The organism is Streptomyces sp. NBRC 110035 (assembly GCF_000829695.1).
GTDB lineage: Bacteria > Actinomycetota > Actinomycetes > Streptomycetales > Streptomycetaceae > Streptomyces.
Genome location: NZ_BBNN01000018.1, coordinates 59,762 through 74,293 on the forward strand (window position 1 = coordinate 59,762; position 14,532 = coordinate 74,293).

The following is a 14,532-nucleotide window of genomic DNA, read 5'->3' on the forward strand; positions in this document are numbered from 1 at the left end:
GAGGGTAGAGATCCGGCCCCACAGAAGGAGAGCGGAACAGTGGCGGTTCACAGCGCGTCGGACTCGGTCGAGTCGGGCTCCTACGAGGACGAGCTGCCGGTCCGGCGCAGGCGCCCCGGCAAGGTCGTCGTCGCATGGCTGACCACGACCGATCACAAGACCATCGGCACGCTGTATCTGGTGACGTCGTTCGCGTTCTTCATTTTCGGCGGCATCCTCGCGCTGGTCATGCGCGCCGAACTGGCCCGTCCCGGTACACAGATCGTGTCGAACGAGCAGTACAACCAGGCGTTCACCATGCACGGCACGCTCATGCTGCTGATGTTCGCGACCCCGCTGTTCATCGGCTTCGCGAACTGGATCATGCCGCTCCAGATCGGCGCGCCCGACGTCGCCTTCCCGCGGCTGAACATGTTCTCCTACTGGCTGTTCCTGTTCGGCTCACTGATCGCGCTCAGTGGTTTCCTCACCCCGAACGGCGCGGCCAGCTTCGGCTGGACCGCCTACAGCCCGCTGACGGACTCGGCGCGCACGCCCGGGCTGGGCGGTGACCTGTGGATCATGGGTCTGACCTTCCAGGGGTTCGGCACCATTCTCGGTTCGGTCAACTTCATCACCACGATCATCTGCATGCGCGCTCCCGGCATGACGATGTTCCGCATGCCGATCTTCACCTGGAACGTGCTGCTGACCGGTGTGCTGGTACTGCTCGCCTTCCCGGTGCTCGCCGCGGCGCTGCTGGCCCTGGAGGCGGACCGCAAGTTCGGGGCGCACGTCTTCGACGCGGCCAACGGCGGTCCGCTGCTCTGGCAGCACCTGTTCTGGTTCTTCGGCCACCCCGAGGTGTACATCATCGCGCTGCCGTTCTTCGGCATCGTCTCCGAGATCATCCCGGTCTTCTCCCGCAAGCCGATCTTCGGCTACCTGGGTCTGATCGGCGCGACCATCGCGATCGCGGGCCTGTCGGTGACGGTGTGGGCGCACCACATGTACGCCACCGGGGGTGTGCTGCTGCCGTTCTTCTCGTTCATGACCTTCCTGATCGCGATCCCGACCGGGGTGAAGTTCTTCAACTGGATCGGCACCATGTGGAAGGGGTCGCTGAGCTTCGAGACACCGATGCTCTGGGTCGCCGGATTTCTGGTGACCTTCCTCTTCGGCGGTCTGACGGGTGTCATCCTGGCCTCGCCGCCGCTGGACTTCCACGTCACCGACTCGTACTTCGTGGTGGCGCACTTCCACTACGTGGTGTTCGGCACGGTCGTCTTCGCGATGTTCGCCGGCTTCCACTTCTGGTGGCCGAAGTTCACCGGCAAGATGCTCGACGAACGGCTCGGCAAGATCACCTTCTGGACGCTGTTCGCCGGCTTCCACGGCACGTTCCTGGTCCAGCACTGGCTGGGTGCCGAGGGCATGCCGCGCCGCTACTCGGACTACCTGGCCGCCGACGGCTTCACCGCGCTGAACACGGTCTCCACCATCGCCTCGTTCCTGCTCGGCATGTCGATGCTGCCGTTCCTCTACAACATCTGGAAGACGGCCAAGTACGGCAGGAAGGTCGAGGTCGACGACCCGTGGGGCTACGGCCGTTCGCTCGAATGGGCGACGTCGTGCCCGCCGCCGCGGCACAACTTCACCTCTCTGCCGCGGATCCGCAGCGAATCCCCGGCGTTCGACCTGCACCACCCGGAGATCGCCGCGCTCGACCAGCTCGAGAACACCGGTCACGGTGAGAAGGTCCTCTCCGGTGGCAAGGAGGCCGGCAAGTGAAGATCCAGGGCAAGATGTTCATCTGGCTGAGCGCTTTCCTGCTCGCCGTGGCAGTCGTCTACGGCGTGTGGGCGAAGGAGCCGGTCGGCACCACGGCCCTCTTCCTGGCCTTCGGCCTGAGCATCATGATCGGCTTCTACCTGGGCTTCACCGCCCGGCGGGTCGACGTGGGCCCCCAGGACGACAAGGAGGCGGACGTCGCCGACGACGCCGGCGAGGTCGGGTTCTTCAGCCCGCACAGCTGGCAGCCGCTCGGTCTCGGCCTGGGCGGCGCGATCGCCTTCCTGTCCGTCGCCGTCGGCTGGTGGCTGATGTACTTCGCGGCACCGCTGATCCTGCTCGGCCTCTGGGGCTGGGTCTTCGAGTACTACCGCGGTGAGAACCGCACCCAGTAGTACGCGCCGGCGGTACGCACCCGCAGGACGTGGGGCAGACACGACGCAGGGCCCGGACCCTCCTTCAGGAGGGTCCGGGCCCTGCGTCGTGTCTGCCGCGTCTGCCGCAATACGTGTCACTCGTTCGAGTCCTCCAGCGCGCCGCAGTTGACGAGTCTTCCTAGCGTGAGCTCATGAGACGTGATCCGCGAAACCGCACTGCCGTCGGCTGCGCGCTGCTGGTGATCGCCCTGGGCGCGGGCGCCACCGGCTGCTCCTCCGGCGGCGATCCGCTGTCCGCCGAGCCCTATGACGCGACGGACCGGATCAGCTTCAGCGGCCCCTCCGAAGGGAAGAAGGCCGACCCCGACAAGCCCCTGGAGCTCGGCGCCGAGGACTCCGACGAGCACATCACCGACGTCACGGCCGTGGACGCCGCGGGCCGCCACGTGGCGGGCGAACTCGCCGCCGACGGCAGCCGCTGGCACAGCACCTCCCCGCTCGCCGCCGACGCCGACTACACGGTCCGGGTCAGCACCGAGGACGAGGACGGGGCGCGGGGCCGCAAGGTCCTCACCTTCACCACCGGCAAGCCCGCCGCCGCCAAGAGCCTCGGGGTCACCTTCGGCCCCGGAAGGGGCACCTACGGCGTCGGCCAGCCGCTCACCGCCGAGCTGACCGCGCCGGTCCGGGACCCCGCCCAGCGCGCCGTCGTGGAACGCGGCCTGAAGGTGTCCTCCACGCCCGCGGCGGACGGCGCCTGGCACTGGGTGGACGACAAGCTGCTCCACTTCCGCCCGAAGGACTACTGGCCCGAGAACGCCACCGTCAGGATGCGCAGCAACCTGGAGGGCATCCGGATCGGCGACCGGCTGAGGGGCACCAGGACCGCGTCACTGACCCTCAGAACCGGCGACCGGGTCATAGCCGTCGCCGACGTCGCGGCACACCGGCTGAAGGTCTACAAGAGCGGCGAGGAGATCAGGACGATCCCCGTCACCGCCGGCAAGCCCGGCTTCGAGACCCGCAACGGCGTCAAGGTCGTCCTCGCCAAGGAACGCCTCGTACGGATGCGCAGCACCAGCATAGGCATCGCCGAGGGCTCCTCCGAGTCGTACGACATGCCGGTCCACTTCGCCACCAGGGTGACCTGGAGCGGCGAGTACGTGCACGCCGCCCCCTGGTCCGTCGGCTCCCAGGGCTACGCCAACGTCAGCCACGGCTGCGTGGGCATGAGCACCGGCGACGCCGAGTGGTTCTTCGACACGTTCGGCCAGGGCGACCTCGTCGAGGTCGTCAACTCGGACGGCGACACCATGGAACCGTTCGGCAACGGCTTCGGCGACTGGAACCTCAGCTGGGACCAGTGGCGCGAGGGCAGCGCCCTGACGGGCGGCACCGGGACCGCTTCCACCTCCGAGGAGAAGGCACGCCTGCGCCCCCAGTCGGTGTGAGCACCGGCCGGCAGGCTCCAGGACAGGCCCTAAGCGTTCAGGGCGTGCTTCTCGCGCAGCAGGGAGGCGAGGGCCGAGGCGAACTCCACCGGCTCCACCGGCAGCGTCACGGCGGCCTCCGCGCGGCTCCAGGTGGCCAGCCAGGCGTCCTGGGGACGGCCGATGAGCAGCAGCACCGGCGGGCACCGGAAGATCTCGTCCTTGATCTGCCGGCACACGCCCATGCCGCCCACGGGAGTCGACTCGCCGTCCAGGACGCAGACGTCGATCCCGCCCCGCTCCAGCTCCTTGAGGACGGCCGGGAGGGTCGCGCACTCCACGAACTCCACGACGGGCACGTCCGGGGCGGGCCGCCGGCCGGTGGCGAGCCGCACCTGCTCCCGGGTGCCGGAATTGTCGCTGTAGACCAGCACCGTGGCGGTCGCCTGCATTGTTCCTCCACGCTTGTGAGGGGGCACGGCATCGTCGGGCACCAGTGGTGCCGATGGCGCGGATGCTACCCCTTCCGGCAGCTTGTCAACACTGGTTCGGACACCGCTTCGATGGGCCATCCGGGCAGTACAGGAGGGGCGGACACTCCGAACAGCACCCCCCGGGGTGAGGGCGGGATAAGCGACCGACATAATGTCGGCGTGGCGACAGCAACGACAGTAGACACCGGGCACGCGCACCCGTCGGTCAATCGACCGAACCTCACCAGCGTCGGAACCATCATCTGGCTGAGTTCCGAGCTGATGTTCTTCGCGGCCCTCTTCGCGATGTACTTCACCCTGCGATCGGTGACCGGCCCCGACTTCTGGTCGGAGAAGGCCGACACGCTGAACTTCCCGTTCGCGTTGACGAACACCACGATCCTGGTGCTCTCCTCCCTCACCTGCCAGCTCGGCGTCTTCGCCGCCGAGCGCGGTGACGTGAAGAAGCTCCGGGCGTGGTTCATCGTCACGTTCATCATGGGCGCGGTCTTCATCGGCGGTCAGGTCATCGAGTACACCGAGCTGGTCAAGCACGAGGGCCTGTCCCTCTCCTCCGACCCCTACGGCTCGGTCTTCTACCTGACCACCGGCTTCCACGGCCTGCACGTGCTGGGCGGTCTCTTCGCCTTCCTGCTCGTCCTGGGCCGGACCTACGCGGCTCGGAGGTTCACCCATGACCAGGCGACGGCGGCCATCGTCGTGTCCTACTACTGGCATTTCGTCGATGTCGTCTGGATCGGCCTCTTCGCCACGATCTACATGATCAAGTAGGCGGACCCGAATCCGCGCGCTCGAAGAAGCGCACCCACCAGAAGCATCGACGCAGAAGATCCTGACACCGGGGTAATCCGTGAAAAAGCTCTCCGCACGACGACGCCACCCGTTGGCGGCGCTCGTCGTTCTGCTCCTCGCGCTGGCATGTACCGGGGGGCTGTACGCCGTGTTCGCACCCGCGAGCAAGGCGCAGGCCGACGAAACCGCCCAATCCCTCACCATCGAGGAGGGCAAGAAGCTCTACGCGGTCGGCTGTGCCAGCTGCCACGGCACCGGTGGGCAGGGCACCAGCGACGGCCCCAGCCTGGTGGGCGTGGGCGCGGCGGCCGTCGACTTCCAGGTGGCCACCGGCCGTATGCCGGCCGCCACCTCGCAGGCCGCGCAGCTTCCGAAGAAGAAGGCCGTCTACACCCAGGCCGAGATCGACCAGCTGGCGGCGTACATCGCCTCCCTGGGCGCAGGCCCGGCCGTCCCCACCGAGGAGCAGTACGGCCCCGAGGGCGCCGACATCGCCAAGGGCGGTGAGCTGTTCCGCAACAACTGCGCGCAGTGCCACAACTTCACCGGCAAGGGCGGTGCGCTCACGCACGGGAAGTACGCCCCGAACCTCGAGGACGTGGACCCCAAGCACATCTACCAGGCCATGCTGACCGGCCCGCAGAACATGCCTTCCTTCCCCGACGGTTCGCTGTCGGAGCAGAACAAGAAGGACGTCATCGCCTACGTCAAGACGGTCAACAGCGATGACAGCGTGAACCCCGGCGGGCTGTCGCTGGGCGGGCTCGGTCCTGTCTCCGAGGGCCTGTTCGCGTGGGTCTTCGGCCTCGGCGCGCTGATCGCGGTCGCCGTCTGGGTCGCAGCTCGGACCGCAAAGGCCAGGAAGTCATGAGTAGCCAAGAGACTCCCGAAGAGAAGCTGCCCGCAGGGCAGGACACCGCGTACGGCGCGGTGCGCGTCGCGGACGAGAAGAACCCGTTCGCCGACCCGGGGCTGCCGCCCCACGAGCCGCGTGTCCAGGACATCGACGAGCGGGCCGCCAAGCGGTCCGAGCGTACGGTCGCCCTCCTGTTCACGCTGTCGATGCTGGCCACCGTCGGCTTCATCGCCTCGTTCGTGACGATCCCGGTCGACGCGTCCGTCTACATCTTCCCGCTCGGTCACATCAGCGCGCTGAACTTCGCGCTCGGCATGACCCTCGGCGTCGCCCTGTTCGCCATCGGCGCCGGCGCGGTCCACTGGGCCCGCACGCTGATGTCGGACCACGAGATCGCCGACGAGCGGCACCCGGTCTCCGCGTCGCCGGAGGTCCGTGAGCAGGTCATGGACGACTTCCGCCAGGGCGCGAAGGAGTCGGTGCTCGGACGGCGCAAGCTGATCCGCAACACGATGTTCGGCGCGCTGGCCCTGTTCCCGCTCTCCGGAGTGGTCCTGCTGCGCGACCTCGGGCCGCTGCCCGGCACCTCGCTCCGTCACACCCTGTGGGCCAAGGGCAAGCTGCTCATCAACATGAACACGAACGAGCCCATGCGGCCGTCCGACATCATCGTGGGCTCGCTGACCTTCGCCAAGCCCGAGGGCCTGGACGAGCACGAGCACGGGTTCCTGAACGAGATCGCCAAGGCCGCCCTGATGATCGTCCGTATCCAGCCGGAGGACATCAAGGACAAGCGCGAGCTCGAGTGGTCGCACGAGGGCATCGTCGCGTACTCGAAGATCTGCACCCACGTCGGCTGCCCGATCTCCCTGTACGAGCAGCAGACGCACCACGCGCTGTGCCCCTGCCACCAGTCCACCTTCGACCTCTCCGACGGGGCCCGGGTCATCTTCGGTCCCGCCGGTCACGCCCTGCCGCAGCTGCGCATCGGTGTGAACGACGAGGGCTATCTCGAGGCGCTCGGCGACTTCGAGGAGCCCGTCGGTCCTGCATTCTGGGAGCGCGGATGAGTACCACGACCAGCACCACGAATCCGTCCGGCGCCGACGGGCCGGGCCGCTCCCGCGGGAAGGCCCCGGCCGGCGAACGGGTCGCCGACTGGGCCGACGGCCGGCTGGGGATCTATTCCCTGGCCAAGGCCAACATGCGCAAGATCTTCCCCGACCACTGGTCGTTCATGCTGGGTGAGATCTGCCTCTACAGCTTCCTCGTCATCATCCTCACGGGTGTGTACCTGACGCTGTTCTTCCACCCGTCGATGAACGAGGTGGAGTACCACGGCAGCTACATCCCGATGCAGGGCCAGCTGATGAGCGAGGCCTACAAGTCGACGCTCGACATCAGCTTCGACGTCCGCGGCGGTCTGCTGATCCGGCAGATCCACCACTGGGCCGCGCTGGTGTTCCTGGCCGGCATGTTCGTGCACATGATGCGCGTCTTCTTCACCGGAGCGTTCCGCAAGCCGCGTGAGATCAACTGGCTGTTCGGCTTCCTGCTGTTCGTCCTCGGCATGTTCACCGGCTTCACCGGCTACTCCCTGCCGGACGACCTGCTCTCCGGCACCGGCATCCGCTTCATGGAGGGCGCGATCCTGTCCGTGCCGATCGTCGGCACGTACATCGCGTTCTTCCTGTTCGGCGGGGAGTTCCCGGGGGACGACTTCATCGCCCGGTTCTACTCGGTCCACATCCTGCTGCTGCCGGGCATCATGCTCGGCCTCGTGGTGGCGCACCTGATCCTGGTCTTCTACCACAAGCACACGCAGTTCGCGGGTCCCGGCAAGACCAACAACAACGTCGTCGGCATGCCGCTGCTGCCGGTGTACATGGCGAAGGCCGGAGGCTTCTTCTTCCTGGTCTTCGGCGTGCTGGCCGCCGTCTCGGCGATCGCGACGATCAACCCGATCTGGAACATCGGCCCCTACCGGCCGGACATGGTCTCCACCGGAGCCCAGCCCGACTGGTACATGGGCTTCTCCGAGGGCCTGATCCGTGTGATGCCGGGCTGGGAGATCAACTTCTGGGGTCACACGCTCGTCCTGGGTGTGTTCGTCCCGCTGATGATCTTCCCGCTGGTGCTGGTGGCCATCGCGGTCTACCCGTTCATCGAGTCCTGGGTCACCGGCGACAAGCGCGAGCACCACATCCTGGACCGCCCGCGCAACGCCCCGACGCGCACCGCCTTCGGTGTCGCGTGGATCACCTGGTATTTCGTGCTCCTCGTCGGTGGTGGCAACGACCTGTGGGCCACGCACTTCAACCTGTCGATCAACGCGATCACCTGGTTCGTGCGTATCGCCTTCTTCGTCGCGCCGGTCGTCGCGTTCATCGTCACCAAGCGGATCTGCCTCGGCCTCCAGCGCCGGGACCGGGACAAGGTGCTGCACGGCCGCGAGTCGGGCATCATCAAGCGCCTGCCGCACGGTGAGTTCATCGAGGTCCACGAGCCGCTCAGCCAGGAGCAGCTGCACACCCTCACGGCGCACGAGCAGTACCAGCCGGCCGAGCTCGGCCCGCTCGTCGACGAGAACGGAGTCGAGCGCAAGGTGAAGCCGCTGGAGAAGCTGCGCGCCAAGCTCAGCAAGGGCTACTACGGCGAGGAGTCCCAGATCCCGAAGCCGACCGTCGAGGAGTACAAGGAGATCACGAGCGGCCACGGCCACCACTGATCCCCTCACCGCCTCAACCGCCTTCCCAGGCGGCAGGCGGCCAAGTCGCCACACGACTGCGAAGGGCCCCCGTCCGAGGACCGGACGGGGGCCCTTCGCCGTGCCCCGGGGTCGATAGGGTGGTGGCGGAACCCCAGCCATCCGTCCGTCGAAGACCCATCTGTCTGCCGAGGACGTCGAGGACCCAGGAGCGGCCGATGAGCGCTGTGACCCCCGCAGGAGGCAACACCGCGGCGGGCCGCTCCTGGCCCGCCCTGCTGAACGGTCTGCTCGACGGCCACGACCTGTCCGCCGACGACACCGCCTGGGCGATGGACCTGATCATGCGTGGTGAGGCCACCGACGCGCAGATCGCCGGGTTCGCCGTCTCCCTGCGGGCCAAGGGCGAGACGGTCGAGGAGATCACCGGCTGCGTCCGGGCGATGTACGACCACGCCATCGGCATCGAGGTGCCCGGCGAGACCGTCGACATCGTCGGCACCGGCGGCGACGGCGCCAGGACGGTGAACATCTCCACGATGTCCTCCGTCGTCGTCGCCGGCACCGGGGCGAAGGTCGTCAAGCACGGCAACCGGGCCGCCTCCTCCGCGTCCGGCGCCTCCGATGTCCTCGAGAAGCTCGGCGTCAACCTGGAGCTGACCCCGCAGCGGGTCGCCGAGGTCGCCGAGGAGGCCGGGATCACCTTCTGCTTCGCGGTGAAGTTCCACCCGGCGCTGCGCCATGTGGCCGCCGCGCGAGGACAGCTGGGCATCCGGACGGTGTTCAACTTCCTCGGCCCGCTGGCCAACCCGGCCCGGGTCAGGGCCCAGGCCGTCGGGGTCGCCGACCGGAGGATGGCTCCGATCATGGCCGGCGTGTTCGCCGGGCGCGGCCACTCCTCGCTGGTGTTCCGCGGCGACGACGGCCTCGACGAGCTGACCACCACCGGCCCCTCGACCGTGTGGGTGGTCCGGGACGGCGAGGTGACCGAGGAGCGCTTCGACCCGCGCGACGTCGGCATCGAGCCCGTGCCCCTGGAGGCCCTGCGCGGCGCCGACGCCTCGTACAACGCGGAGGTCGCCCGGCGGGTCCTGGACGGCGAGCGCGGCCCGGTGCGGGACGCGGTGCTGCTGAACTCGGCGGCGGCGCTGGTGGCGCTCGAGCCGGGCACGGGGACGCTGGCGGAGCAGATCCGGGCCGGGATGGCCAAGGCCGCCGCATCGGTCGACTCGGGCGCCGCCCGGCGGGTTCTGGAGCGCTGGGTGCTGGCCAGCAACGCGTGACGAGCCGCGTACGAGCGGTACGGCAGGTGTGAGGGCGCGGTCCGGTCCGTCCAGGAGCCGGACCGCGCCTTGCGCGTGCCGCAGGCCCGTGTGGCAAGATGTGGGACCAGGTCATGAGCGACAGCCATCAGGCCCCGGCCGGCTGTCCGGCAACCCTCCGTCCGTGGCGGGGTGCCCCGGGTGAGGACCAGGCCGTGAGCAGCAGGGCTCGCGGCAAGCGCGGACCCCTCGCACTCGATCGAGTGAGACACCAGGGGTCCTGGTCGTTCGAGGGAGCCTTCCGTTGAGCAAGCGAATGCGTTAGGGCGCTTCTGACGGGCCTTTCCAGGCCGCAGAGCCCCGCCTCCGCAGATTCCTCCTCGTCTTCTCCCACGCTCGAGCCGTGTGTGCCCGCGTGGTGATTCCGCCTGCTGCCACGGGAGTCCAGCCATGTCTGTTTCCACGCTTTCCCCCCTCTCCGCCGTTCCCGACGCCGACGCCGACGCCGACGCCGACGCCGACGCCCCGTCCGGCTGTGCCCCGCTGCCCGTGCTCGGCCGGGACGTCACCGTTCCGCTCGTCACCGGCGGGGAGGTCACCTACGCCGCGCTCGACTACGCCGCCAGCGCCCCGGCGCTCCAGCGCGTGTGGGACGACGTGGCCGCGTACGCGCCGTACTACGGCAGCGTCCACCGCGGCGCCGGCCACCTCTCCCAGCTCTCCACCGAGCTGTTCGAGAACGCCCGCAGGACCGTCGCCGGATTCCTCGACTGCCGCGAGCAGGACCAGGTGGTCTTCACCCGGTCCACCACCGACTCGCTCAACCTGCTCGCCGCCGCGCTCCCCGACGACTGCCGGGTCTTCGTCTTCGAGACCGAGCACCACGCCGCCCTGCTGCCCTGGCGCGGCGCCCGCGTCACCCTCCTCGACGCCCCGGGCAGCCCGCAGCAGGCCGTAAGGACCCTGGAGCACGCCCTCGCCGCCCGTGACCCCCACGGCCCCGCCCTGGTCTGCGTCACCGGCGCCTCCAACGTCACCGGCGAGCTGTGGCCCGTACGGGAACTGGCCGCCGCCGCCCACGCGCACGGCGCCCGGATCGTCCTGGACGCCGCCCAGCTCGCCCCGCACCGCGCGGTGAGCCTGCGCGAGCTGGACGTCGACTGGGTCGCCTTCTCCGGGCACAAGCTGTACGCCCCGTTCGGCACCGGCGTCCTGGCCGGCCGCGCCGACTGGCTGCGCCGGGCCGAGCCCTACCTCGCGGGCGGCGGCGCCAGCCGCAGGGTGGCCCGGCGCGCTGACGGGGGAGTGGACGTCCAGTGGCACGACGGCGCCGCCCGCCACGAGGCCGGCTCGCCCAACGTCATCGGCGCCCACGCCGTCGCCTCGGCCTGCAAGGCGCTCGGCGAGGCCGGGTTCGGCGCGCTGGCCGCCCACGAGGAGCGGCTGATCCGCACCGTACGGGACGGGCTCGCGGACGTGCCCGAGGTGCGGTTCCTTTCGCTGTTCGGGGACGGCGCGCCGCGCGTCGGCGTGCTCTCCTTCGTCGTCGACGGCTGGAACAGCTCCCACTTCGCCGAGGCCCTCTCCGCCGAGTACGGCATCGGCGTACGGGACGGACTGTTCTGCGCCCACCCGCTGCTGCGCGTCCTGCTCGGCGGCGATCCGCAGGACCAGGGCGAGTGCGGCGCCCCCGGGACGGCGCCCGGCGAGACGTCTCTCCACGCGGTCCGCGTCAGCTTCGGCGCGGGCACACCGGACGAACACGTGGAGCGCTTCGTCCGCGCCGTCCGCGAGCTCGTGCGCGGCGGCGCCCGCTGGAGCTACCGCGAGGCCGACGGCCGCCGCGTGCCGGACACCTCCGCCTGAGCCCCGGCCGCCCGCCCCGGTCCGTGCGTCCCCCCGCGGCCCCCTCTGCCGTACCGGGCGGCCCGGGCGCCTCGGGCCGGCCCGCTCAGCTGTCCAGACCGATCGCGAACGCGGCCTGCAGGTCGTGCTGCGAGTACGTACGGAACGCCACGTGCGTGTCCGTGCCCTCCACGCCCGGGATCTTGTTGATCCGGCCCGGGATGACCTCCGCCAGGTCCTCGTGCTCCCTGACCCGGACCATGGCGATCAGGTCGTAGGTGCCGGTGACGGAGAAGACCTCGCTGACACTGTCCAGCGCGGCGATCCGCTCCGCGATCTCGGGGATCCGGTCCACGCTGGTCTTGATGAGGACGATCGCGGTGATCACTGCTGGTTCTCTCCCTCGGGGGCCGGAGCTGGGGTCGTCCTCACTGTAGTCGCCGCCGTGGACCGCACCCACGCCCAGCAGAAGCCCAGCACGAAGCCCACCAGGTGGGCCAGGTACGCCACCCCCGGCCCGTCGGAGGCCCGTCCCGCCGCCAGCCACTGCAGTGCCGCCCAGAACGGCAGCACCACCCAGGCGGGGAAGCGCACCGGCAGGAAGAACAGGAACGGCAGCAGACTGGTCACCCGCGCCCGGGGGAACAGGAAGAGGAACGCGCCGAGGACCCCCGAGATCGCCCCCGAGGCGCCGACCAGGGACTGCGTCGCGTCCGCGTTGGCGGCGGCGTACCCGAGCAGGGCGAGGTAGCCGCAGCCGGCGTAGAACAGGAAGAACCGCAGGTGGCCCATCCGTGCCTCGGTCATCGTCCCGAAGACGTGGAGGAAGAGCATGTTGCCGAGCAGATGTACCCAGCTGCCGTGGACGAACAGGGCCGTGGCGGGAGTGAGAACGCTCCAGAGGGATCCCTCGAACACGTCTGCGGGGATCACGCCCCAGTGGCGGAAGTAGCCGCGCTGCGCGGCGAGCAGCTCGTCCCCGGTCCCGTACCCCGGATCGAGCCCCGAGGCCGGACCGATCAGGAAGACCAGGCAGCATGCGGCGATGAGGGTGTGGGTCACCGGCGCCGAGGGGCGTTTCAGTGCCCCGGAAACCGTCGCGCCCCAGTTGCGGATCATGGACACAGAGCATGGCGTAACCGGACGCAACCATACAGACCGCCTCGCCGCCGTGGACGGGCGGGCGGCGAAGACCTGCCAGGCCGTAGGGTTACGTGCCACACGCGCCGGGTGCCCGGCGCGTCACGGACACTGGAAGGAAGGCGAACAGCCACGATGACGGTTCCCCTGCCGACTGCCTCGACACGGTGGCGCTGCACCCTCTGCGGCAACCTCACCCGTTTCGACGTGACCCGCTCGTCCAAGGTCGTGGAGTACGTCCACCTCGATCTCGCCGGGGAGCCGAAGGTGGAGGAGCGCGAGGTCCTCGGTGAGACGATCGAGTCGGTGCGCTGCCGCTGGTGCAACGCCGTGGACCAGGTGGAACTCGTCGACAGGCCGGGCGCCGGCTCCTGAGGGGAGCGGGCCCCGCCCAGGGGACCCCGTGCGCGGGGTCGGACACAGGCATGGGGGTGTGACGGATGGTGGAGACCGCGGGCGGAGGGCCGGAGGACGGCACCGCCGAGGTGTTCGACCGTCCGCTGCCCGAGGGCGTGCGCCGCCGGGTGGTCCGGATCGTCTCCGACGGCTTCGGTCGACTGACCGTCTCCGAGCTGCCCGCCCAGCTCAGGCAGTACGTCCGGTTCACCCCGAGCCGCCGCGCCAAGTTCGCCGGCAACGCGATGGCGGCCGCCCTGGAGACCGACCCGCTGTTCCGCCGGCGCATCGGGGAGCAGCTGAGAGAGGCCCAGCCGGAACTGGCCGGCGTCCTCGAATCAGGCTCCCCGCCCCCGGCCGCGGACCCGCTGGACGTGGCGGCCGCGGCCTACGTCATGCGGCCGCCCGGCTGGGCGAAACTGGTGACCGCCGCCGGCGAGGAGGCCCAGCGTGCCGACGCCGAGCGCGCCGACGACGAGACCCGCGCCGAGCTGGAGCGGCTGCGCGGCGAACTCGCCCGCGCCCGCGAGCACACCAGGGCCGAGACCGAGCGGCTGCGCACCGACCTGGAAGCGGCCAGGAAGGAAGCGGACTCCCTGCACCGCAAGCTGCGGTCCGCGCTCAGCGACGTCAAGCGCGGTGCGGCGGCACTGCGCAAACTGCAGGGCGAGATGGACGCCGTCCGCGCCGACGGGCAGGTCCAGCTGTCCGCCGCCGAGAGCGAGTCCCGGCGGCTCAAGGCGCGCCTCGGCGAGTCCGAGGCCGCCCTCGAGGCCGCCCGCCGGGCCGCCCGTGAGGGCCGCAGCGTCGAGGACATGCGGGTGCGGCTGCTCCTGGACACCGTGCTGGACGCCGCCCAGGGGCTCCGCCGCGAGCTCGCGCTGCCCCCGGTGTCCGTCCGGCCCGCCGAGACCGTGGACGCCGTCGAGCCCGGCAGCATGACGCCCAAGGACATCGCCGCCCGCGCGCTGTCCGAGGACGACCCGGCCGTCCTCGACCAGCTGCTGGCGCTGCCGCAGGCGCATCTCGTCGTCGACGGCTACAACGTCACCAAGACCGGCTATCCCCAGATGCCCCTGGAGAAGCAGCGCCTGCGGCTCCTGGGCCAGCTCGCCCAGCTCGCCGCGCAGACCGGTGCCGAGGTCACCTGCGTCTTCGACGGGGCCGAACTGGCCGCCCCCGTCCTACTCGCGCCGCCGCGCGGGGTGCGCGTGCTGTTCTCCAAGCCGGGGGTCACCGCCGACGAGCTGATCCGCCAGCTGGTCCGCGCCGAGCCGCCGGGGCGGCCCGTCATCGTCGTCTCCACCGACCGCGAGGTCGCCGACGGAGTGGCCAGGGCGGGCGCCCGCCCGGTCGCGTCCGCGGTCCTGCTGAGGCGCTTCTCCCGGGCGTAGGCCGCAAAGCGCGGTACGCCCCATCGGGAACGTATACCCCAACCGCAACGTACCTGTCGATTGCCCGGA

Annotated in this window: 14 protein-coding genes and 1 riboswitch; of the genes, 11 read left to right on the plus strand and 3 right to left on the minus strand. The window is 70.0% G+C overall.

Features of this window, described 5'->3' with window-relative positions; all coding sequences use genetic code 11:
- Nucleotides 1-39 precede the first annotated feature (39 nt).
- The 3 genes from ctaD to TU30_RS06655 all read left to right on the plus strand — a co-directional run bounded on the left by ctaD (nucleotide 40) and on the right by TU30_RS06655 (nucleotide 3,598).
- The gene (gene ctaD / locus TU30_RS06645; protein ID WP_042165819.1) at nucleotides 40-1,770 is read left to right on the plus strand and encodes a cytochrome c oxidase subunit I; all 1,731 of its coding nucleotides are present in this window, start codon (nucleotides 40-42) and stop codon (nucleotides 1,768-1,770) included.
- On the plus strand, nucleotides 1,767-2,165 hold the full coding sequence (locus TU30_RS06650) for a cytochrome c oxidase subunit 4 (RefSeq protein WP_042165821.1): 399 nt from the start codon (nucleotides 1,767-1,769) through the stop codon (nucleotides 2,163-2,165). The genes ctaD and TU30_RS06650 overlap by 4 nt, the downstream gene beginning before the upstream one ends.
- A gap of 173 nt (nucleotides 2,166-2,338) precedes the next feature.
- Entirely contained in the window at nucleotides 2,339-3,598 is a 1,260-nt protein-coding gene (locus TU30_RS06655) for an Ig-like domain-containing protein (protein ID WP_042165825.1), read from the plus strand.
- 29 nt (nucleotides 3,599-3,627) lie between these two features.
- Here TU30_RS06655 and TU30_RS06660 read toward each other — a convergent pair whose 3' ends face one another.
- Nucleotides 3,628-4,029, minus strand: coding sequence for a hypothetical protein (locus TU30_RS06660; protein ID WP_042165827.1), 402 nt, complete (start codon nucleotides 4,027-4,029; stop codon nucleotides 3,628-3,630).
- 201 nt (nucleotides 4,030-4,230) lie between these two features.
- Between TU30_RS06660 and TU30_RS06665 the strand changes: the two genes are divergently transcribed.
- The 6 genes from TU30_RS06665 (at nucleotide 4,231) to TU30_RS06690 (ending at nucleotide 11,554) form a co-directional block, all read left to right on the plus strand.
- Nucleotides 4,231-4,842 carry a heme-copper oxidase subunit III gene (locus tag TU30_RS06665; protein WP_042165830.1) on the plus strand — a complete coding sequence of 204 codons (612 nt, stop codon included), beginning with the start codon at nucleotides 4,231-4,233 and terminating at the stop codon, nucleotides 4,840-4,842.
- 79 nt (nucleotides 4,843-4,921) lie between these two features.
- On the plus strand, nucleotides 4,922-5,734 hold the full coding sequence (locus TU30_RS06670; protein ID WP_042165833.1) for a c-type cytochrome: 813 nt from the start codon (nucleotides 4,922-4,924) through the stop codon (nucleotides 5,732-5,734).
- Nucleotides 5,731-6,789: a ubiquinol-cytochrome c reductase iron-sulfur subunit gene (locus TU30_RS06675; RefSeq protein ID WP_042165836.1), complete on the plus strand. Its 1,059-nt coding sequence runs from the start codon at nucleotides 5,731-5,733 to the stop codon at nucleotides 6,787-6,789. Before TU30_RS06670 ends, TU30_RS06675 begins: the two co-directional genes overlap by 4 nt.
- Nucleotides 6,786-8,447: a ubiquinol-cytochrome c reductase cytochrome b subunit gene (locus tag TU30_RS06680; protein WP_042165838.1), complete on the plus strand. Its 1,662-nt coding sequence runs from the start codon at nucleotides 6,786-6,788 to the stop codon at nucleotides 8,445-8,447. Before TU30_RS06675 ends, TU30_RS06680 begins: the two co-directional genes overlap by 4 nt.
- Nucleotides 8,448-8,644: 197 nt before the next feature.
- Complete coding sequence (trpD, locus tag TU30_RS06685; RefSeq protein ID WP_042165839.1) at nucleotides 8,645-9,709, plus strand: anthranilate phosphoribosyltransferase; 1,065 nt, start codon at nucleotides 8,645-8,647, stop codon at nucleotides 9,707-9,709.
- A 109-nt stretch (nucleotides 9,710-9,818) separates the two neighbouring features.
- Nucleotides 9,819-9,935, plus strand: a riboswitch (SAM riboswitch).
- Nucleotides 9,936-10,138: 203 nt separating this feature from the next.
- Nucleotides 10,139-11,554, plus strand: a complete 1,416-nt coding sequence (locus tag TU30_RS06690; protein ID WP_078878151.1) for an aminotransferase class V-fold PLP-dependent enzyme — start codon at nucleotides 10,139-10,141, stop codon at nucleotides 11,552-11,554.
- An 85-nt stretch (nucleotides 11,555-11,639) separates the two neighbouring features.
- Here TU30_RS06690 and TU30_RS06695 read toward each other — a convergent pair whose 3' ends face one another.
- Together TU30_RS06695 and TU30_RS06700 are read right to left on the minus strand one after the other, a co-directional pair.
- A complete protein-coding gene (locus TU30_RS06695; RefSeq protein ID WP_042165842.1) occupies nucleotides 11,640-11,921 on the minus strand; it encodes an Lrp/AsnC family transcriptional regulator in 282 nt (93 codons plus the stop codon).
- Nucleotides 11,918-12,652 (minus strand): rhomboid family intramembrane serine protease, encoded by a 735-nt coding sequence (locus TU30_RS06700; RefSeq protein WP_042165843.1) that lies wholly within the window; start codon nucleotides 12,650-12,652, stop codon nucleotides 11,918-11,920. Before TU30_RS06700 ends, TU30_RS06695 begins: the two co-directional genes overlap by 4 nt.
- Nucleotides 12,653-12,808: 156 nt before the next feature.
- Between TU30_RS06700 and TU30_RS06705 the strand changes: the two genes are divergently transcribed.
- Nucleotides 12,809-13,048, plus strand: a complete 240-nt coding sequence (locus TU30_RS06705; RefSeq protein ID WP_042165845.1) for a hypothetical protein — start codon at nucleotides 12,809-12,811, stop codon at nucleotides 13,046-13,048.
- A 65-nt stretch (nucleotides 13,049-13,113) separates the two neighbouring features.
- Nucleotides 13,114-14,463, plus strand: a complete 1,350-nt coding sequence (locus TU30_RS06710; protein WP_042165847.1) for an NYN domain-containing protein — start codon at nucleotides 13,114-13,116, stop codon at nucleotides 14,461-14,463.
- Nucleotides 14,464-14,532 lie beyond the last annotated feature (69 nt).